Genomic DNA, 19,887 nt, shown 5'->3' with positions numbered 1-19,887 from the left:
CCGGTTCGCCGGGCTGCCAGACCTGATCACTCTGAAATCCGGCCCAGACCGGCATCACAGTGAAGATTTACCGTCGAAAGATAGGTGGTCTGTCGTGAGAGGCGTGGGAACTGCTTGGTTGGCAGGAAACCAAGAGGTGCATCATGGCCTTCGTCGATCCGCTCGCGCAGGATTTTCTCGAGCAGCTTGCGGCGGCCGGACCGCCGCCCGATGATCTCGCCGCCCAGCGCGCAGGCTTCAGCGAGTTATGGCAAAGCCTTTCGCCCGAACCGCCGCCCGTTGCACGCGCCGAAGCCCGGCAAATCGGCGGCGTCGATTGCCTCGTCTATTGGCCGGACGCGGACGAGGCTCCGCTTCCCGTTACCCTGTTCTGCCATGGCGGCGGGGGCGTTATGCTGACGCCCGAAGATTTCGATCCGACAAGCCGGATGCTGGCCAACCAGGCGCAGAGCGTCGTCGTCGTGCCGCGGTATCGCCAGGCGCCCGAACATCCCTTTCCTGCCCCGCTCGACGATTGTTTTACGGTGTACCGGTCGCTGGTCGAGGATTCTGGTCAGATCGACGGCGATGGATCGCGCATCGCGGTCAGCGGCGACAGTGCGGGCGGCTATCTCGCCGCCGCGGTTGCGCAGGACGCCAAGCGGCAGGGCGTGAAGCTGCCGGTCGCGCAGGTGCTGATCTATCCGATGCTCGACATGGCCTCGGCCGCGCCGAGCCGGTTCGACCGCGCCAATTTCACGACGCATGACGCGCTGGTGGCGACGATCGAGCTGCATTTCGGCGATGCCGTGCTCGACCCGCGGGCATCGCCCCTGCGCGAACCCGATCTCGACGGCCTGCCGCCGGCGCTGATCATCGCCACCGATACCGATTGCCTGATCGATGAGGCGCGCGCCTATGCGCACCGGCTGCGCGCCGCCGGCGTGGACACCTCCTATTTCGTCTATGAGGGTCAGCTCCACGGCTTCTTCTCGTTCGGCGGCGCGATGCCGGAGGGCAATCGCTGCGTGACGCATGTCGCCGGCTGGCTGCGCGACAGTTTTGCGCGCGCGCCGGCGGCATGACCCGGTTCGACGGCAAGCGCATTTTCGTCACCAGTGCCGATGATTTCATGGGCCCGGCGGCGACCGGGATTTTCGACGGGCTCGGCGCCGATATCGTCGCGAGCACCGACCCGCTGCTGACGAAAGAAGACTGCCGCGCAGCGCTGGCCGCCGCCGGTAAAATCGACATTCTCCTCGTCAATCTCGCCGCGGATACGCATCTCGGCACCTCGGTCCTCGACCTGCCGGAGGATGGCTGGCGTCAATGTTTCGACCTCCTCGTCCACCCCCTGCATTGGCTCGTCCAGGCGGCGCTGCCGTCGATGCTCGCCCGCCGATCCGGCAAGATTGTCGTCTTCGGCAGCGCGACGGGACTGCGGGCCCGCGCGCTGATGCCGGCCTATTGCGCCGCCCGGTCCGCGCAGGTCGGCTATGTGCGATCGGTCGGTGCGGAAGTCGCGAGCCGCAATGTGCAGATCAATCTGATCGCGCAGAATTTTGTCGAGAACGAGAAATATTTCCCGGCCGAACGGGTGGAAAGCGACGCGTTCAAGGCCTTTCTGGCCGAACATGTTCCGGTGGGGCGGCTGGCCGAAGCGCGCGAGGATATCGCGCTGGCCGCGTTTCTGGCATCCGAACACGCCGATTTCATCGCCGGTCAGGCCATTCCGTTCTCGGGCGGCTGGGTCCAATAGCCAGCCCTTCGGTATCGGCGGCCGCAACAGTCACGCTTTTTGCGCGACCAGATCCAATGCGACATCGACGATCATGTCCTCCTGCCCGCCGACCATTTTGCGGTTACCGAGTTCGACGAGGATTTCGCGGGTATCGAGACCGTAATCCTGCGCGGCCTTTTCGGCATGCCGCAGGAAGCTGGAATAGACGCCGGCATAGCCGAGCGAGAGCGTTTCCCGGTCGACGCGCACCGGCCGGTCCTGCAACGGCCGGACCAGTTCCTCGGCGGCATCCATCAGCCTGTAGAGATCGCAGCCATGGCGCCAGCCCTTGCGGTCGGCCGCGGCGATGAACACTTCGAGCGGCGCGTTGCCGGCGCCCGCGCCCATCCCGGCCAGCGAAGCGTCGACGCGGATCGCGCCCTGCTCGACGGCGACGATGGAGTTGGCGACCCCGAGCGACAGATTGTGATGGGCATGGACGCCGCGGTCGGTTTCCGGCTTCAGTACCCGGTCATAGGCGTCGAGCCGCGCCCGGTAGCCGGCCATGTCGAGCGCGCCGCCGCTATCGGTGACATAGACGCATTGCGCGCCATAGCTCTCCATCAGCCGCGCCTGCTCGGCCAGCTGGTCGGGCTCGATCATATGGCTCATCATGAGGAACCCGACCGTATCCATATCCAGGTTGCGGGCCATTTCGATATGCTGTTTCGAGACATCGGCCTCGGTGCAGTGCGTCGCAATCCGGACCGAGCGGACGCCCAGGTCATAGGCCCGCTTGAGTTCCTCGACGGTGCCGATGCCCGGAAGCAGCAGGGTCGTCAGCTTCGCATGCTCGACAACCTCGGCTACGGCGGCGATCCACTCCCAGTCCGTGTGCGCGCCGAAGCCGTAATTGAAGCTCGATCCGTTCAGCCCGTCGCCATGCGCGATCTCGATCGCGTCGACCTTCGCCTCGTCGAGCGCCCTGGCGATCTTCTGTACATGGTCGATCCCGTATTGGTGGCGTATCGCGTGCATCCCGTCGCGCAGCGTGACGTCCTGGATGTAGAGCTTGGTCTGGGTGGGATCGAAACGCATCACGCGGCCTCCGGCATATGGCGTTTCGCGACGATCTTCTCCGCGGTGGCGAGCCCCGCCGAGGTCATGATGTCGAGATTGCCGGCATAGGCGGGGAGATAATGCGCCGCGCCTTCCACCTCGAGGAACACGCTCGTCTTGATCCCCTCGAACTCGCCAAGACCCGGAATGCGGACCGGATTGTTGGACCCGAACCGTTCGAACTGCACCTTCTGCTTGAGCCGATAGCCGGGCACATATTTCTGCACATCGGCGACCATCTGTTCGACCGATGCCTCGATCTCGGCTTCGTCCGCGCCCTGGCTCAGCGTCATCACCGTATCGCGCATGATCATCGGCGGTTCGGCGGGGTTGAGAATGATGATGGCCTTTCCCTTGGCCGCGCCGCCCACGACCTCGACGCCCTTGGCCGTCGTTTCGGTGAACTCGTCGATATTGGCGCGCGTGCCGGGCCCGGCCGAGCGCGACGATACCGATGCCACGATCTCGGCATAGGGCACTTCGGCGACCCGGCTGACGGCCGCGACGATCGGGATCGTCGCCTGGCCGCCACAGGTCACCATGTTCACATTGTCCCTGTCGAGATGGTCCTCGCCATTGACCACGGGGATCACATAGGGGCCGATCGCCGCCGGGGTGAGATCGATCATCGCCTTGCCGGCGCCGGTGACGATGTCGTGATGGCGGCGATGGGCGCCGGCCGATGTCGCGTCGAACACCACCTCGATATCGGGCCAGACATCGAGCGCCTGCAGCCCTTCTATGCCGTCATGCGTCGCCGCGACGCCGAGCTTGCGCGCCCGTGCCAGCCCGTCCGATTCCGGATCGATCCCGACAAGCGCCGCCATTTCGAGAACATCGGACGTCCGCATGATCTTGATCATCAGATCGGTGCCGATATTGCCCGAACCGATAATCGCGGCCTTTATCTTGTCCATCACATTTCCTCTCAAACGAATTCCGCGCGGCAGCCGCCCACGCCTTCGAGCATCATCTCGAAAACATCGCCCTTTTGGGCGGGTTCCAGCGGCACGAGGCTGCCCGAAAGAACGATATCGCCAGCGTCGAGCGTGACGCCGAAGCCGCCAAGCGTATTGGCCAGCCAGGCGACGGCCGCGGCCGGGGATCCCTGCACCGCCGAACCCAGTCCCTCGGACAGGCGCGCGCCGTTCTTGGTCACCGTCACCTTCAGCGCGGGCAGGTCATGATCGCGCGGATCGGCACGGGCCTCGCCGAGCACGAAAACGCCGCAGGATGCGTTGTCGGCCACCGTGTCGACGATCGAAATCTTCCAATTCTCGATCCGGCTGTCGACGATCTCGAAACAGGGGGCGATGCTCTCCGTCGCGGCCAGCACATCGGCCTCGGTGACACCCGGGCCAGCAAGACCCTCTCTCAGGATGAACGCGATCTCGGCTTCGGCCCGTGGCTGGATCAGGCCGGCCGCGTCGAAATCGATCGTTTCGCCGCACTGCATCCGGTCGGTGAGAAACCCGAAATCGGGCTGGTGCACGCCCAGCATGTCCTGCACCGCCTTGGACGTGACGCCGATCTTCTTGCCCACCACCTGCTCGCCCTCGGCCTCGCGGCGGCGCAATATGCCGAGCGAAACGGCATAGGCGTCTTCGATCGTGATGCCGTCGAAACGCCCGATCAGCGGCGCCACGACCGATCGCGAACGCAGCGCCTCATGGAGTTCCTGCGACAGGCGGTCGCGGATATCGGCATCGAATTGTTCCATGCCGAACGCCTGCATCAGGGAAGACCAGCAGCGCACCTACCTTATGGACGGTGCCGCCGATCCGTTTCGTTCACCGAAAGATAGGTGGCGGTTCCCCCGGGCCCCTGCAGGATAACAGAATAGAAAAAAGCAGGAGAGGGAGTAGAGCCATGACCGTAGCGGAACCAGAACAGCCGGGTTTTGCCGACGCCTATCGCATCGCCCAGCGCAACGTCGCATCCTCGGTGCATCTCATAACGACGCAACATCGGGGCATGCCCGCCGGCATGACGGCGACCGCAGTCTGCTCGCTGAGTTTCGATCCGCATTCGATGCTGATCTGCGTGAACAAATCGGCCTCGATCTTCGATACTATCGAGCGCGCCGGATCGTTCGCCATCAACGTGCTTTCGGAAGAGGATGGCGATATCGCGACGATGTTCGGGTCGACCAAATTGACGCCGCTGCGCTTCCAGTCGGGCAGCTGGAGCAAATTGAACGGCAACCCGATTTTGCAATCGGCCGTCGCCAATATCGCCTGCCGGACCATTTCGACGATGGATGTCGGCACGCACCGCGTGTTCGCGGCGAATGTGGTCGCGGTCCGCACCCGGGAAAATTGCCGCCCCCTGCTCTACAAGGCGGGCGAATATTGCAGCGCCGAAACCCTGCCTCCTCTCGCCAGGCTGATGGCGGCATGATCAGGCAACATTATCGCGAACGGGGCATTTCCCTCTCGATCCTCGTCGATCCCGATACGCTTGCCGGCCGCGGCCGCGGCATATTTTTCGAATCGGCGCTGAATTCCGATGCGAACAGCATCAATGTCATGGCGACCATGGGCCGGGGCGTCGTCAGCGCCGCCCTTTCGGCCAGCCGCGCCTATGCGCTCGGGCTGCAGCCGCTCAAACATGCGGTCGAGCGCGATCATATGCCGATGTACGTCACCAGCGTCGAAGCGGCGGCGTGCACCGAAACCGGTATCTCGGCGGCCGAACGCGCGCTGACGATCCGCACGCTCGGCGATCCGCACTGCGACACCGAGGATATCGTCACACCGGGGCACATCATGCCGGCCATCGTGCCCGAGACGATTTCGGGAAACCCGAACCTTTCGACCTTCGCCTTCGATTATGCGCATCGCTATGCGGGGTCCGAGGCCATCGCATGGTGCGATATTCTGGACGAGGAAGGCGAAACCGCGAGTTCGGAGGAGTGCATCGCACTGGCCAAGCGCCTGTTCGTTCCGGCGCTCGTCCGGCGCGGCGATGCGGCGATCGATATCCGCTATCTGGAAGGCATCGGCACCAGGCCCGAGCTGCAAATCGACAGCGATGGTCTCGCAATGGGACAGTTCGCCTAGTGGATAGATTGGGTCTGCCGCTTCCGATAGCCTGAGGCTATGATCGGTCCGCCATGAATTCGCCCTTATCTCCAACCAAGGCCGGCGAAGGCAGGGATGTCGTGCTCTCGACCAAGCTTGCTCCTCCCAAATCCGGCAACAGCAAGACCATCGAACGCAATCGGCTCTCGGAGAAACGCGAGCTCGTCTGGGAGGTCGCCTGCGTAAACGTCGTGGCGCCGGCGGGTTTCGGGAAGACGACGTTGCTGGCGCAATGGTATGCGCACGCCAAGGATGAGGGCCGGGCCGCCGCCTGGCTGACCTGCGACGAGGCCGACCAGGACGTATACCGGTTTTCTCGGCATCTGTTTCGCGCGCTCTCGCTCGCCTCGCCGGAGCTTGAAGAGGCTTTCTCCGGAATCGCGAAATCGGGCTTCGATATCGATATAGAATCCGTCGGCGTCACGATCGTCAACGCGCTGGAGGGTCTGCAACAACCCGTGCTGCTGGTGATCGACGATATGCATGTCGCGGCATCGGACGAAACCAACGCCCTGGTGGGTTTTCTGGTCAATAGCGGCTGCGGATATCTCCACATCGCTATCAACAGCCGCCAGCAACTCGAATTCAGCATGGGCAAGCTGCGCGCGCTCGGCCAGGTGCTCGATATCCGAACCACCGACCTGGAATTCGCGCCCGAAGAGGCCCGCGAAGCGATCGCCACCATTTTACCCGACGATCCCGGGCCCGAAGCGATCGAAACCATTGTCGCGCGTACCGAGGGATGGGCCACCGGAATCCGGCTCGCCACGATGGCGCTCGCCGCGAAGCCGGACATGCCGCTCGGCCACCTCCTTTCGGGCAGGGAACCGACCCTGAAGGCCTATCTGCGCGAGGAAATCATCGCCAGCCTGCCCGAAGCGCTGGGCGAATTCGTCGGCGATACCGCCCTGCTCGGCGAGTTTTCGGCCGAGTTCGCCGATCATATTCGCGGTAAACGCGATAGTGCCGAGCTGATCGCCCAGCTGGAAGAAAAGCAGTTCTTCATTCTGCCTTTGGAGGAGCCCGGCTGGTATCGCTATCATGCCCTGTTCGTCGAGGCGTTCACCGAGGGGCTGCACACCTTTTCCCCGCGCAAGAAAAGCGCGCTCCACCTCAAGGCGGCCGATTGGCTGGAAAGCAAGGGCGGGATCGAACGGGCCCTGTTCCACGCCAACGCATCGGAATCGCTTGACGATCTGGTCGAATTGCTGGCCAGGACCGCCGAGGAGATCGCGCATACTGGCCGGGGCGCGACATTGCTCCGCTATGCGCGGATGATCCCGGCCGAGATGCTGCAGGACTATCCGGCGCTGCAGCTCGATCGTGTCTATGCGGCCACGCTCACCTGGCAGTTCAGCGAGGCGAAACGCGTGCTCGACGACGTCCGGGCGACGATGCTGGATACCGATCGGCTTAAGGCCTGGAAGGCCCGGAACATCGATATCGCGCGTCTCGAACGCAAGCTGATCCACCGGGAAATGCAGCTCCTGCTGTTGCAGGACCGGATGCCGAAAGTCGCGAAGCTTGCGCGGCAATGGCAGGATATGGAGGGCGGCTGCACGCCGTTCGAGGATGCGGTGGCCCGCACGACGCTGATCTACGCCCAGCGCGAGCTGTTCGATTTTTCCAATGTCGCCGCTTCGAAATCCGCCCGCGAGACTTTCGAGGCGGAAAACAACAGATGGGCAACCGTCTGGCATGATTGCATCATCGGCGCCACGCACACCCAGATGGGCGATCTTGCCCGCGCGCAATCCATCTTCGAAAGCGCTTTCGAAACCGCGTCCAATCTTGTCGGGCGGATCAATCCGACGACCGCCATGCCCGCCCTCTATCTTGCCGACCTCAAATATGAGCGCAACGATCTGGAATCCGCGACCGCGTTGATCGACGAGTTTCTGCCATTGGCGATGCGTACAGGGTTGGTCGACCAGCTCGTGGCCGGTTTCCAGACCAAAGCGCGGATCGCGTCGCTATCGGGCACCGATCTGGCCCTGCGCGTACTCGAAGAAGGCGAGGAGATCGCGGGCGCGCGCCAATTCGACCGTTTGAAGGCCTTTCTCCTCGCCGATCGCATCCGGATATTCACCAGCGCCGGTGATACCGCGTCCGTGCGCCGGATCGGAATGCTCAACAATATCTCCTCCGATCTCGAAGAGCTGAAACCACGCCGCAACATGACGTCGGTCGATGCCGCCACGGCCTATGCGGCGGCGCATGTGGCGATCATCGAGAACGACCTGAGCGGCGCGGAGAGCCTTCTGGCCCGCTGGCTGCAGTTCCTCGAGGCGCATCAATGCGTTCGCTATGCGCTCAAAATGGCGCTGGCGCTGGCCCATGCCCAGATCGTCATGGGCGAAGCGAAAGCCGCACACCGCTCGCTGCGCACGGCCATGCAACTGGGCGGATCTGGCGGCTTCATCCGGTCGTTCGTCGACGCCAATCCGGCGGTCCTTTCCGTGCTCGAAGACATGACCTTCGATCAGCATTTCGACCTCGCCGACCATCACCAGACCATTTTGACCGCGATGGGCTCCGATCGGGCGACAACGCCCGCCGCCAAAAAGGATCTGGAGGAAACCGGCGGACAGTTCGAAGCGCTTAACAATCGCGAATCCGAAATCCTGCTGATGATCTCGACCGGCATGATGAACAAGGAGATCGCCGAAGATCTCGGCCTCACGCTCGGCACGGTCAAATGGTATCTCCAGCAGATCTACGGCAAGATGGGCGTCAACCGCCGGTCCGAAGCCGTGTTCAAGGCGCGGCAATTGGGGCTGATCGCCTGAAACCTCAGTCGGCTGCCGGATAGTCGATATAGCCCTCGCTCAACTCCATCCCCGGGGCGCCGTAGACTTTGGCGAAATCGGGGGCGGCAAGCGCGAGATCTTCGCGAAAGCGGCGCGGCAGATCGGGATTGGCGATGAACAGCTGGGCAAAGGATACGAGATCGGCCTCGCCATCGGCGATCGCCCGCGCGGCGGTTGCCGCATCGAAGCCGCCATTGGCGATGATCGTGCCGTCATAGTGGCGCGCCGCAAAGGCTTTGACGTCCGCGATCGCATGGCCCTGTTCATGGTCGAAGGGCAGCGGTTCCATCATATGCAGATAGGCGAGGTCGTGATCGCCCAGTTCCGACAACAGGAAACCGAAAAGCCCTTCCGGGTCGCTGTCGCTCATCCCGTGATAGCGGTTGCTGGGCGAAAGCTTGAGCCCGACATCGTTGCCGAACGCCTGCTGAACTGCGGACACGACGCCGAGCAGGAACCGGATCCGGTTCTCGAACGAACCGCCATAATGATCGGACCGCTGGTTGCTGCCATCCTGCAGAAACTGGTCCACCAGATAGCCGAAGGCACCATGAATCTCGATCCCGTCGAACCCCGCTTGCCGAGCGCGCTCCGCCGCCTTGCCGAACGCCTTGGTCAGTCCGGTGATATGCGGAACGGTCATCTCGCGCGGCGTCGACACGCGCTTCTTGCCCTCCGGCGTATGGAGTTCGCCTTCGCCGCGAATGGCGCTCGGCGCATAGGGTTTTTCGCCGCCCGGCATCAGTGACACATGGGCCACGCGCCCCGAATGCCAAAGCTGGAGGAAGATCCGCCCGCCGGCCTCGTGCACGGTATCGGTCACCGCCCGCCAGGGCGCGATGAACGCGTCGGAATAGATGCCGGGCGCGAACATATAGGCGGCGCTCGTGTCGGACACCATCGTGCATTCGGTTATGATCAGGCCCGCGCTCGCGCGCTGGCTGTAATAGTCGGCCATTAGCGCGTTGGGCATGGCGCCCGGCGCGCGGAGCCGGGTCATCGGCGCCATGACGATCCGGTTCGGCAATGCGACATCGCCGACGCGGCACGGGGTAAAGAGCGGTGATCGGTTCATGCCGGTTCTCGCTCAGATGGCCGCATAGCCGCCATCGACCGCGACGTTGGAGCCCAGCAGGAAGGACGACGCGTCGGACAGCATCCAGGCCACGGCCCCGGCGATTTCCACCGGCTCGCCCAGCCGTCCGATCGGGTGGCGTGCCAGCAGTATCTCGCGCAGCTCGGGCATCGCGTCCATCTGCGATGTCATCATCGGCGTTTCGATCACCCCGGGCGAGATCGCGTTCACGCGAACCCCTTGCGCGCCGTAATCGAGCGCGGCCGCTTTGGTCAGACCGAGTACGCCGGCCTTCGACGCGCAATAGGCGGCCATCGCGAACTGCCCGACTTCGCCGAGCGCCGAGGCGTTGTTGACGATCGACCCGCCACCGCTTTCGAGCATGGCCGGAATCTGGAACCGCATGCATTGCCATACGCCTTTGAGATTCACGGCGATCACGGTATCGAACTCGTCTTCCGGATAATCGGCGGCCGGGGCGAGCGCCCCGTCGATGCCCGCATTGTTGAACGCGCCGTCGAGCCGGCCGAACTCGCCGACCGCAGTCTCGGTCAGTTTCCGGACATCGTCTCCCCGCGCCACATCGGCCTGCAAGGCGATACACTCCGCGCCCGAACGCGCGATACGGTCCGCCACGGTTTCGACCTTGTCCAGCGTCCGGCCGGCCAGAACCAGCCTCGCGCCCTGCGCGGCGCATATTTCGGCGGCGGCTTCGCCGATGCCGCCTCCGGCGCCGGTGATCACGATGACTTTGCCGTCCAGGTCCTTCGACATTCCCGTCCCCTTTTCGTCTCCAGCGGCCACCCGACCATCGCCGCGACGATATTGCACCTATACTTTAGCAGGTGCCCGGCCGTGTGCGCCCGGTATTGGTCTGGTGAGCGACAAACGGATTGGAGAGAACCCCATGCCCAGTTTCGACACCCTGACCGGCGACCTGCAATTCCCCGAGGGCCCGATCGTGCTTGCCGACGGGTCGATCCTGGTAGTCGAGATCGCGCGCGAAACCCTGACCAGGGTGTATCCGGAGGGACGGGCCGAAATCGTTGCGGAGCTGGGCGGCGGGCCGAATGGCGCGGCGATCGGGCCCGATGGCTGCGTCTATGTCTGCAACAATGGCGGCTTCGAATGGCACGAGATCGACGGCGGTCTCGTGCCCGGACTGACACCGGAGAGTTATACGGGCGGCAGCATCCAGAAGGTCGATCTGCAATCGGGATCGGTCGAGACCCTCTATACCGAATGCGGCGGCGAGCCGATCAAGGGCCCGAACGATATCGTCTTCGACAGCCAGGGCGGCTTTTGGTTTACCGATAACGGCAAGCGCTATGCGCGGTCTGAGGATATCGGCGCGGTCTATTATGCGAAGACCGACGGGAGCTTCATTTCCGAACAGGTCTATCCGTGCAGCCATGCCAACGGCATCGGCCTGTCGCCCGACGAGAAGACCCTCTACATGGCCGAGACCATGGCCGGGCGGATCAAGAAATTCGCGCTGCCCGAGCCCGGCCAGGCGATCGTGCCCGAAGGCCTGCTCAACCCGGAGCCCATATTATATGGCGCGCCCGGCTACGACCTATACGATTCCCTCGCGATCGAGGCGAATGGCAATATCTGCGTCGCGACCCTTTCCCGGGGCGGCATCACGGTACTTTCGCCCGATGGCGCGCTGATCGATTTCGTCGCGCTTCCCGATCCGGCGGTCACGAACATCGCCTTTGGCGGACCCGACATGAAGACCGCCTATATCACGCTGTCGCTGACCGGCCGGCTGATCAAGATGGACTGGCCGCGGCGGGGGTTGAAACTGCCGTTCAACGCCTGAGCATCGCGCTCACATAGTCGCCGATCGCCAGTGCGGCGGTGAGGCCGGGCGACTCGATCCCGTACAGATTGACCAGACCCTGCACGCCATGCCGCTCCGGGCCGTCGATCCGGAAATCGGCGGCGGGTTCGCCGGGGCCGACGATCTTCGGCCGGATTCCGGTATAATCGGGATCCAGCCTGTCAGCATCGATATCGGGCAGATAGCGCCTGATCGCCGCCAGGAATTCGGCGAACCGACTGTCGTCGAACCGGTAGTCGATCTCGTCGATCCAGCGCACGTCCGGTCCGAACTTCGCCTGGCCGCCCAAATCGAGCGTCAGATGAATGCCGAGGCCGCCCGGTTCGGGCACCGGGTAGACGAGATGGGTGCACGGCGCGGGTCCGCTCAGCCGATAGTAATGGCCGATCGCATGATAAGCCGCGGGGATCGCGTCAGACGGTATACCGGCGATCGAGCGCGCAACCGAGGGAGCCGATAGGCCCGCGCAATTGACTACCGTTTCCGCGATAAGCCGCATGGGCCTATCCCCGCCCGTGGTGAGCGCGATGCCGCTGTCCATCGCCTCGCCCGACCGGACGGGCGTATGCAGCACGACCATGCCGCCGGCATTCGTGAGATCGCCTTCGAGCGCGAGCATCAGGCCGTGACTGTCGATAATGCCCGTCGATGGCGAGAACAGACCGCCGACTCCGACGAGCGCCGGTTCGAGCGCGGTGAGTCCGGCGGCATCAAGGTCCCGGAGATCGGTAACGTGGTTGGCGGCGGCGGCCCGCTTGATCTCTTCGAGCCTCGCCAGCTGGGCATCGGCGCTGGCAACGATGATCTTGCCCGAGCGTTTGTGCGCAATGCCGCGGTCGGCGGCATAAGCGTAGAGCATCTCCTTGCCGGTGCGGCACAGCTCCGCTTTCAGCGATCCTGCGGAATAATAGATGCCTGCGTGAATGACCTCGGAGTTGCGGCTGCTCGTCTGCGTGCCGATCGCCTCCGCGGCTTCGAGGACGAGAACCTCTCGCCCCGCCTTTGCCAGCGCCGCGGCACAGGCCAGGCCGACCACGCCGGCGCCGATGACAATGCAGTCGACCGTTTCCGTCATCGGGTGTTCGCCCGGATCAGGCGGCCCTGGCGTGCATCATGGTGAAACCGGCGATCCATTCCTTCACGGCATTATAATAGTGTTTCGAAGCCGTATAGTCGCCCCCATAGGCCTTCAGCGCGGCAAAGCCCGCCAGCCAGTTGCGCACCTCGCTCCCGCCGCGTCCGCCGAGCCGGATGACCTCCGCATCGTCCATCTGCGCAAGCCATTCGAGATCGCCCGCTTCCAGCTTGGCGATGATCTGATTGTCCCATTCGGGGTTGAGCGGCAGCAGGTCGTCTCCGCCGGCGGCGTGATCCTTGCCGGCCTGCGCGACCCTCAAGGTGCGCTGCCTCAGGCTCTCTTCGTCCCATTCGGTGCCCGCGATCATCTTTTCCTGCACGTCGGGCGGCGCGGATTCGAATATCGGCAGCGGGGGATCGTGGGACAGCCCGCCCGATGCGATAAACAATATGCGTGTGTCGCCGAAGCTGGCCTTGGCAATTTCGCCGACTGCCGTGCCCAGCGCATGGGCGCGGTGGAAGGGCGGTCTCAGATCGCCGCCGCAATTGATGAAGATCGGCACGACCGGGACCCGGTCTATCCCGCCGAACAGCTTGTCCAGCGCCCAGACGATGCCATGGTCGAAGACGACATCATAGCCGGTCGCGATATCGATACCCGCCTCGTGCAGCGACGCGGCCATCAGCCGGCCGGCCGCCTCGTCGATGAGGAGCGGTCCGGTCGACGTTCCGAAGTCGCCGAGCCCGGTAGCCCGCAACCCGATAAGAAAAGGCGGCATCAGTCCCAGCGAGAAGCCGCTATTGTGATCGTTGCCGAACTGGATGACCAGTTCCGGATCGAAGGCGGCGACCTTTTCGCGCAGGTCATCGAGCGACTGGCGAAATTCGGCGCTGACATCTTCCGGCGCCTGGCCTTCGACATTGGTCAGCGGACTGTGCGACGTGGCGGCGAGCAGAGCGGGCATCAGGCGGCCGCCTTTTCCCGGTCCTCGAGGAGGAAATCCAGGCAGATCGCGTTATACTCGTCCGGTTTCTCATATTGCGGCCAATGTCCGCAATTTTCCATGACGGTGAATTGGGCGCCGGGGATCCAGCCGGCGATCATCTTGCCGACATCGGTCGAGGCCGTCGGATCCTTGCTCGTCCAGACGACCAGGGTCGGCGCCTTGATCCGGGACATGTTGTCCTCGGTCATCAGGTTGCGGCGGCGCGGCTCCTCGACCTGCAGGCACAATATCCGCTTGATCGCCTCCTTCATCCCGGGCTGGGAATAGATCCGCTCGCGGCAGGCGACGAGGTCGTCGGTGACGACCGACGGATCGGCCATCAGCCATTCGAGCCGCGGCTTGGTATGCGTTGCGGGACTTTCGACTGCCGCCAGCGTCTTGTCGTAGACCGTCTTCATGACCTCCGGGTTCATCGTCGCGCCGCCCATCGTGTTGAGGATCAGCCGGTCGACGCGATCGGGATAGTGGATCGCGAACCAGGCCGCGATCCAGCCGCCCATCGATTCGCCGCAGATCGACGCGTGTTCGATGCCCAGCGCATCCATCGTATCGGCGAGATGCTGGCAATATTGCGGCATCTCGTAATCGATCTCGGGTTTTTCGGTCCAGCCATGGCCGAGATAGTCGATCAGATAGGTGTTGAAATGCGCGGCATGGGCATCGAGGTTGCGCAGAAAGGCCTCGGCATGGCCGCCCGTGCCGTGCAGGAATATCAGCGCGGGCCCGTCCGGATCGCCGGCGCGAATATAGCGGGTGCGGACGCCATTCGCGTCGACGAATCCCTGTTCGAAGCTCGAGCGATGAACATCGGTCCACAGGCTCTGATAGGTCATGTGCGTCTCCCGTGACCCGCCTCAGGCGGCTTCCTGGCGGTGAACATTGGGCCCGATCTTGTCGGTGAAGTTGGGCAGCACCTTGCGCGTCATGAGCTCGAGATGCTTCATCATCTTGGGCTGTGGCAGCAGCTCGTTGGGCGTGAACAGCCAGAGATAATCGATCGGCATGACCTTCAGCGCCGCTTCCAGCTGCCGGTTCACCGTATCGGGGCTGCCGCAGAACAGAATGCCGCGTTTGATGAATTCGGGAATGGTGGACGGAATGTCCTGCCAATCCTCGTCCTTGCCGGCGAGCACGGCGTTGAACCCGAACTGCGCGAAAAAATAGGTCCATTCGAACATTGCGAGTTCGGCGAATTCCATCGCCTCTTCGTCGGTTTCGCCGACGATCATGTAGCGCGCGAAGCCGAGCCGTTCGCCCGGCTTGGTGTCGACGCCGGCCTTGGCCCAGCCGCGCTGCGCGGCCTCGACCTGCTCGGCGACGATTTCGGGATCGCACATGATACCGATCGGGACCAAACCGTTAGCGGCCGCCGTCTCGATCGAGCCGTGGCTGACCGAGAAGGGTTCGAACATCGTCGGGCGCTTGCGGTTGTACATCGCCGGCGCGACGCCGATCTCGACCAGATTGCCGTCCTTGTCGAGGCTCCGACCGCCCATGTCCCGGCTCATCTGCTGCCCCGGCCAGTCCGTCTTTGGCGCGGGAAGCGTCCAGAAATCGCCCTTGTGGGAGAAGGTGTCATTGTCCCAGGCTTTGAGGATAATTTCGAGATTCTCGTAGTACAGCTTGCGGCGATCCTCGTTATATTGTTCGGGATCGGTGATATTGTCCGCCAGGCTGTAGCGGTGCTGCGCCATCGAATTGATCCAGCGCGTCTGCACGCCGCGGGCGAAGCCGGCAAAGGCGCGCCCCTGGGTCATCTGGTCGAGCATCGCGATTTCGGCGGCGACGCGCAGCGGATCATGGACCGGCAGCACATGGCCGAGCGCGCCGTAATGATTATATTTGGTATGATTGGCGAGATAGAGGCCGAGCATCTGCGGGCTGTTCGAAAGCGTCATGCCCTCGACCGAGAGATGATGCTCGGTAAAGCCCATCCCGTAATAGCCGAACTCGTCCATATATTGCGCGATTTCGACGAGATGGCCGAGCATTTGCTGGTAGAGATCGGTGCGCCGTCCAGCGAGACCTTCCATGAGATCCTCTTTCGATCCGACGGTCGGCGGTATGAAAAATGCTACGTCCATGATTCTCTCCCGGTCCTTTTAAGATTTCAGACTGGTCGGAAGAGCGCGTCCGGCCACCTATCCTTTGGCGAATAACGGCCTTGCCCGATCGCGGATCGCACCGTGTATGCAAAACGAGGCTGCGGCGGGACATCCCGCTTCGGTGACCGGTCAAACAAAAGGCTGCTCGCGAAAAATTCGCCTGTCAGTTCACCACGCCAGAACGCCGCCGTCGACGCGCAGGTCGGCGCCCGTGACATAGGAGGCATCCTCGCTCGCGAGGAAGGCGACCGCGCCGGCCACTTCTTCCGGCTCGCCCATGCGGTTCATCATCGCGCGGCCGAGCTGGATGCGCGACCATTCCGGGTCGTCCTTGATGAACTGGGTCTGGTTCGTCAGGATCGTGCCCGGCGAGACCGAGTTCGCGCGGATGCCGTGTTTGCGGCCCTCCATCGCCAGCTGCCGCGTCATCGAGAGGACGCCGCCCTTTGCCGCCGTGTGGGCCAGCGCGGGCAGCAGTTCGATACCCGCCCAGGCGGACAGCGAGGCGACATTGACGATCGCGCCCTCGCTCTTGACGAGCTCCGGCCAGGCCGCGCGCGTCATGAGGAAGACGATATCGAGCTCTTCGTGGATTGTTTTCGTCCAGGTTTCGTCGTCCATTTCGTCGATCCAGGCGAAATAGGCCATCGCGCCATTGTTGAAGAGCACGTCGACGCCGCCAAACCGGTCTAAGGCTTCGCCGACGACCCGCTCGCATTGCGCCTTTTCGGTCAGGTCCGCGGGATGCACCGAGAGTATCGCGCCGCCGGCCTCCTCGACGAGCCGTACGGTTTCGGCGGCGCCCTCGGCCACGACATCGCAGCCGACAATATTCGCGCCTTCGGCCGCGAGCCGCAGCGCCGTGGCGCGGCCGATGCTGCCGCCCGAGCCCGTGACGATACAGGTCTTGCCGGCGAACCTCTTGGTCAAGTCCATCGCGCCGCTCCCCTAGAAATCGAACGTGGCGCGGATGCCATAGGTCCGCGGCGGCGAGAGATAGGCCGTCGCCGGACCGGGAATGCCGGCTGCCGCGGCCGCCGCGATCGTGGCTTCATTGGTCAGGTTCTGGCCCCAGATTCCGACGCTGAACCGGCCATCGTCATCATAATAGGTGAGGCTCGCATTGACCTTGATATAGCCGGGCTGGCGGACGCCGGGCGTATGGACGAAATCGGCGAAATATTCGCTCTCATAGCGCAGGTCGCCATGCGCCCGGATATAGCCGTCCGGCAGCAGGAAATCGTGCGAGACCCCCGCATTGATCGTCCAGTCGGCCGCATAGGGCGGGCTGAAGCCCACAACGCTGTCGTCATTGGGCAGGAAATCCCTGATCCGCGGCCGGATATAGCTGACCGAAAGCGAAATCAGATCCTCGTTCGTCGGCCTGAACAGCACGTCCAGCTGGTTGCCGGGAATGGTCACGCGCCCGGCATTGAAGATCGGGTTGAACGCCTGGCTGACATCGAATGCCTGCAGGAAGAGGTCGTTATACCGGTAGAAGAAGACCTCGTTGTTGATCTGCAGCGTATCGTTGAAGAAGCGGGCCTTGAAGCCGCCGCTGATGGCGCTGAGCGTCGCCGTATCGATCTCGTTCGTGCCGTTGCCGGTCCGCGTCGTGAGCGGCGTCGTTTCGTTGTAGGTACCCGGCTGATACCCGGTCTGATAGGTGGCATAGAGCATGATATCGGGCGTCACGTCATATTCGACGCCGATCTTGAAATCGAAATTGCTGTAATCATTCTCGAAGCGATAGGGCGTCACCTGGTCTTCCAGCGATATGCCGTCCGCCTCGCGATCGTCGATGCCGTAGCGGCCGCCCAGCGTGAACCGGAGTTCGTCGGTGATCGAATAGGTCGCCTGGCCGAAAATCGCCGCTCCCTGTAGCTGGGTGAAAGGGATGTTGCTCGAGTTGAACTGGAGCGGCGTGCCTTCGAACACGCGCCCTTCCCCCCGGCCCTGAACACGGTAGCCGTAGATGCCGGCGAGCCATTCGAACCGGTCGCTCGTGCCGTTGAGCCGCACCTCGCCGGTAATCTGTTCGTACTTGTCGAGCTTGTAGCTCGGGATCACGCCTACCCAATAGGTCTGGATCTCATTGTCGAGATAGAAATAGGACGGGATGAAAGTTAGCGACACATTGTCGCTCAGGGCAACATCGAGCTCGGCCCCGAACGCCCAGTTGTTATAGTCCTGCATGGACCTCTGGGGCTGACCGACGATTGCGGTCGGAGCGAGAAAGCCGGGCCGGAGATCGTCCCATGGGCGATCCCGCAGAAAGGCGCCTTCGTCCAGCGTCACGACGAACGGGTTGGGACCGTTGATCGTGCCGCCATAGTTTACGAGGTTCGGCGGGGCACCATATTTCTGGACCGTATAGCCCCAGAGATAGAGCGAAAAATCGTTCGTCGGCTCGTAGAGCAGCCCCAGCCGCGCCGAGAGCGTGTCCTTCGAGTCCGATCCCGTTTCCATATAGCCTTCGTGATAGGTGTAATCGACGGCCGCACGGATCGCGAAGCTGTCCGACGCCTGGATATTGCCGACCAAGGTGCCGTGGATCAGATCGTAATTGCCGACCTCGAGGACGCCGCTCACGCTATCGTCGAATTCCGGCCGATTGAATTCGACGTTGATCACGCCGCCGATGGCGCTGCGCCCGTAAAGCGTACCCTGCGGCCCGGGCAGCACCTGGATCGTCTGGACGTCATAGAGCGGCGCGCTCGTGCCCTCGCGCGGTACGTACATGCCGTTGAAATTGAACGACACGGATTGTTCGATATTGGCGAAGTCGAGATTCGAACCGACGCCGCGCAGAAAGACCTGAACGGTGTTCCCCTCGGGCTGAAACCGCGCGCCGGGCACCAGATCCTGGACCGCATAAAGATCGGTCGCACCGGCCTGGACCAGCGCATCGCCTGAAAACGCCGTTACGGCGGCCGCGACATCCTGGAGGCTTTCCTCGCTCTTTTCGGCGGTAACGACGATCACGCCGAGGCCAACCGACTCCGGCGCCGATCCTGCAGGCTCGGCATCTGCCGCCTGGTCGGCTTGGCCCGTTTGCTGCGCATGGGCGGGCGAGGCCGCCAACATGACCGCGAGCGATGCCGATGAAATCAGTGTATTGCGAACCCCGAACGCCGTACGGCGATTATAATTATAGTGCATCCCGATACTCCTCCCATATTATTTTTTTTCGTCAATGGAGATCGGGGGTTTGTCATTCACCTATCTTTTGGTTGAGGGCTTTTGCGGCATGTCATCCGTGAAGGAGCAATCCTGCGTGAAGGTATGCCTTCGGAAATGTTCGCGAATGCCGAAGGCCGCCACTCCTATCTCGACGGCGGTTTTCCACGCTGATGCCTGGCCCCGCTCCTAGCGGGACGGCTTGCGTCCGATCCCGGCCATCGCATCCTGCCGGCGGGCGAGCAGCGCGATCACTTCGGAATCGTCGACCTGCGAGAAATCGTCGTAATGCGCGCCGACCGCGCGGAAGGCCCGCGGGGCTGACAGATAGACCAGCTCGTCGCATTCCGGCCGGAACTCCGAAACCGCGTCCGCGGGCAGGACGGGAACCGCGAGAACGAGCCGGGCGGGCATTGCGCGCCGCAATGCCTTGAGCGCCGCCTTCACCGTGGCACCTGTGGCGATCCCGTCGTCGACGAGGATGACCGTCCGCCCGCCGACATTGATCGGCTCCCGATCGCCGATATAGGCACGGCGCCGCGTTTCGATCTCGGCCAGCTTGCGCCGCATCTCCGATTGCAGATAGTCCGAACTCGGCGCGATCTGCGGCAGGATGTCCTCGTTCAGGATCAGCTGCGGATTGTCGCCATCGGCGACCGCCCCGATGGCGAGCTCCTCATAGCCGGGCGCGCCGATCTTCTTCACGAACAGCGGCTCGAGCGGCGCATCGAGCGCCTCTGCGATCTCGTATCCGACCGGCACCCCGCCGCGGGGCAGCGCCAGCACGAGCGGATGCAGTCCGGCAAGGTGTGCGAGCTTGCCGGCCAGCGCCTTGCCGGCTTCCGACCGGTTACGCAGGCGAATGGCGGAACGGTGCATCATGGCT

Annotated in this window: 18 protein-coding genes; 6 read left to right on the top strand and 12 right to left on the bottom strand. The window is 63.3% G+C overall.

Annotated features, from left to right (window positions below; translation table 11 throughout):
- Positions 1-143 precede the first annotated feature (143 nt).
- Both HFP57_RS16675 and HFP57_RS16670 read left to right on the top strand, forming a co-directional pair.
- Positions 144-1,064: an alpha/beta hydrolase gene (locus tag HFP57_RS16675; protein WP_176870853.1), complete on the top strand. Its 921-nt coding sequence runs from the start codon at positions 144-146 to the stop codon at positions 1,062-1,064.
- Positions 1,061-1,738 (top strand): SDR family NAD(P)-dependent oxidoreductase, encoded by a 678-nt coding sequence (locus HFP57_RS16670; protein WP_176870852.1) that lies wholly within the window; start codon positions 1,061-1,063, stop codon positions 1,736-1,738. Before HFP57_RS16675 ends, HFP57_RS16670 begins: the two co-directional genes overlap by 4 nt.
- 30 nt (positions 1,739-1,768) lie before the next feature.
- On the opposite strand, the gene dmpG is transcribed toward HFP57_RS16670, so the two are convergent.
- From dmpG to HFP57_RS16655, 3 genes are read right to left on the bottom strand one after another with little or no spacing between them, the layout of a single operon-like run.
- Entirely contained in the window at positions 1,769-2,797 is a 1,029-nt protein-coding gene (gene dmpG, locus HFP57_RS16665) for a 4-hydroxy-2-oxovalerate aldolase (RefSeq protein WP_176870851.1), read from the bottom strand.
- Positions 2,797-3,735 (bottom strand): acetaldehyde dehydrogenase (acetylating), encoded by a 939-nt coding sequence (locus HFP57_RS16660; protein ID WP_176870850.1) that lies wholly within the window; start codon positions 3,733-3,735, stop codon positions 2,797-2,799. Before HFP57_RS16660 ends, dmpG begins: the two co-directional genes overlap by 1 nt.
- Positions 3,736-3,746: 11 nt before the next feature.
- On the bottom strand, positions 3,747-4,538 hold the full coding sequence (locus HFP57_RS16655; RefSeq protein ID WP_176870849.1) for a fumarylacetoacetate hydrolase family protein: 792 nt from the start codon (positions 4,536-4,538) through the stop codon (positions 3,747-3,749).
- A gap of 149 nt (positions 4,539-4,687) precedes the next feature.
- Between HFP57_RS16655 and HFP57_RS16650 the strand changes: the two genes are divergently transcribed.
- The 3 genes from HFP57_RS16650 to HFP57_RS16640 are packed head-to-tail and all read left to right on the top strand — an operon-like array spanning position 4,688 to position 8,690.
- Positions 4,688-5,218: a flavin reductase family protein gene (locus HFP57_RS16650; protein WP_176870848.1), complete on the top strand. Its 531-nt coding sequence runs from the start codon at positions 4,688-4,690 to the stop codon at positions 5,216-5,218.
- A complete protein-coding gene (locus tag HFP57_RS16645) occupies positions 5,215-5,880 on the top strand; it encodes a 3,4-dihydroxy-2-butanone-4-phosphate synthase (RefSeq protein WP_176870847.1) in 666 nt (221 codons plus the stop codon). Before HFP57_RS16650 ends, HFP57_RS16645 begins: the two co-directional genes overlap by 4 nt.
- A gap of 53 nt (positions 5,881-5,933) precedes the next feature.
- Positions 5,934-8,690 (top strand): winged helix-turn-helix domain-containing protein, encoded by a 2,757-nt coding sequence (locus HFP57_RS16640; RefSeq protein WP_176870846.1) that lies wholly within the window; start codon positions 5,934-5,936, stop codon positions 8,688-8,690.
- Positions 8,691-8,694: 4 nt separating this feature from the next.
- On the opposite strand, the gene HFP57_RS16635 is transcribed toward HFP57_RS16640, so the two are convergent.
- Both HFP57_RS16635 and HFP57_RS16630 read right to left on the bottom strand, forming a co-directional pair.
- Positions 8,695-9,786 carry an alkene reductase gene (locus tag HFP57_RS16635; RefSeq protein ID WP_176870845.1) on the bottom strand — a complete coding sequence of 364 codons (1,092 nt, stop codon included), beginning with the start codon at positions 9,784-9,786 and terminating at the stop codon, positions 8,695-8,697.
- 12 nt (positions 9,787-9,798) lie between these two features.
- Entirely contained in the window at positions 9,799-10,560 is a 762-nt protein-coding gene (locus HFP57_RS16630) for an SDR family NAD(P)-dependent oxidoreductase (protein WP_176870844.1), read from the bottom strand.
- Positions 10,561-10,693: 133 nt separating this feature from the next.
- On the opposite strand from HFP57_RS16630, the gene HFP57_RS16625 reads away from it, so the two are divergent.
- Positions 10,694-11,611 carry an SMP-30/gluconolactonase/LRE family protein gene (locus HFP57_RS16625; protein WP_176870843.1) on the top strand — a complete coding sequence of 306 codons (918 nt, stop codon included), beginning with the start codon at positions 10,694-10,696 and terminating at the stop codon, positions 11,609-11,611.
- On the opposite strand, the gene HFP57_RS16620 is transcribed toward HFP57_RS16625, so the two are convergent.
- From HFP57_RS16620 to HFP57_RS16590, 7 genes are all read right to left on the bottom strand, one after another.
- Positions 11,601-12,707 carry an NAD(P)/FAD-dependent oxidoreductase gene (locus HFP57_RS16620; RefSeq protein ID WP_176870842.1) on the bottom strand — a complete coding sequence of 369 codons (1,107 nt, stop codon included), beginning with the start codon at positions 12,705-12,707 and terminating at the stop codon, positions 11,601-11,603. The genes HFP57_RS16625 and HFP57_RS16620 overlap by 11 nt on opposite strands.
- Positions 12,708-12,723: 16 nt before the next feature.
- A complete protein-coding gene (locus HFP57_RS16615; protein WP_176870841.1) occupies positions 12,724-13,674 on the bottom strand; it encodes a 3-carboxyethylcatechol 2,3-dioxygenase in 951 nt (316 codons plus the stop codon).
- Complete coding sequence (locus tag HFP57_RS16610) at positions 13,674-14,549, bottom strand: alpha/beta fold hydrolase (RefSeq protein ID WP_176870840.1); 876 nt, start codon at positions 14,547-14,549, stop codon at positions 13,674-13,676. Before HFP57_RS16610 ends, HFP57_RS16615 begins: the two co-directional genes overlap by 1 nt.
- A gap of 21 nt (positions 14,550-14,570) precedes the next feature.
- Positions 14,571-15,800, bottom strand: a complete 1,230-nt coding sequence (locus HFP57_RS16605) for an LLM class flavin-dependent oxidoreductase (protein WP_176870839.1) — start codon at positions 15,798-15,800, stop codon at positions 14,571-14,573.
- A gap of 189 nt (positions 15,801-15,989) precedes the next feature.
- Positions 15,990-16,757, bottom strand: coding sequence for an SDR family NAD(P)-dependent oxidoreductase (locus HFP57_RS16600; protein WP_176870838.1), 768 nt, complete (start codon positions 16,755-16,757; stop codon positions 15,990-15,992).
- 12 nt (positions 16,758-16,769) lie between these two features.
- Positions 16,770-18,983 carry a TonB-dependent receptor gene (locus HFP57_RS16595; RefSeq protein ID WP_176870837.1) on the bottom strand — a complete coding sequence of 738 codons (2,214 nt, stop codon included), beginning with the start codon at positions 18,981-18,983 and terminating at the stop codon, positions 16,770-16,772.
- Positions 18,984-19,190: 207 nt separating this feature from the next.
- Complete coding sequence (locus HFP57_RS16590) at positions 19,191-19,883, bottom strand: phosphoribosyltransferase (protein ID WP_176870836.1); 693 nt, start codon at positions 19,881-19,883, stop codon at positions 19,191-19,193.
- Positions 19,884-19,887: the final 4 nt, after the last annotated feature.

It is taken from the genome of Parasphingopyxis algicola (assembly GCF_013378075.1).
GTDB classification, from domain to species: domain Bacteria; phylum Pseudomonadota; class Alphaproteobacteria; order Sphingomonadales; family Sphingomonadaceae; genus Parasphingopyxis; species Parasphingopyxis algicola.
The sequence above is the reverse complement of the archived record's forward strand: the minus strand, read 5'-3'. Positions and strand labels throughout refer to the sequence as shown.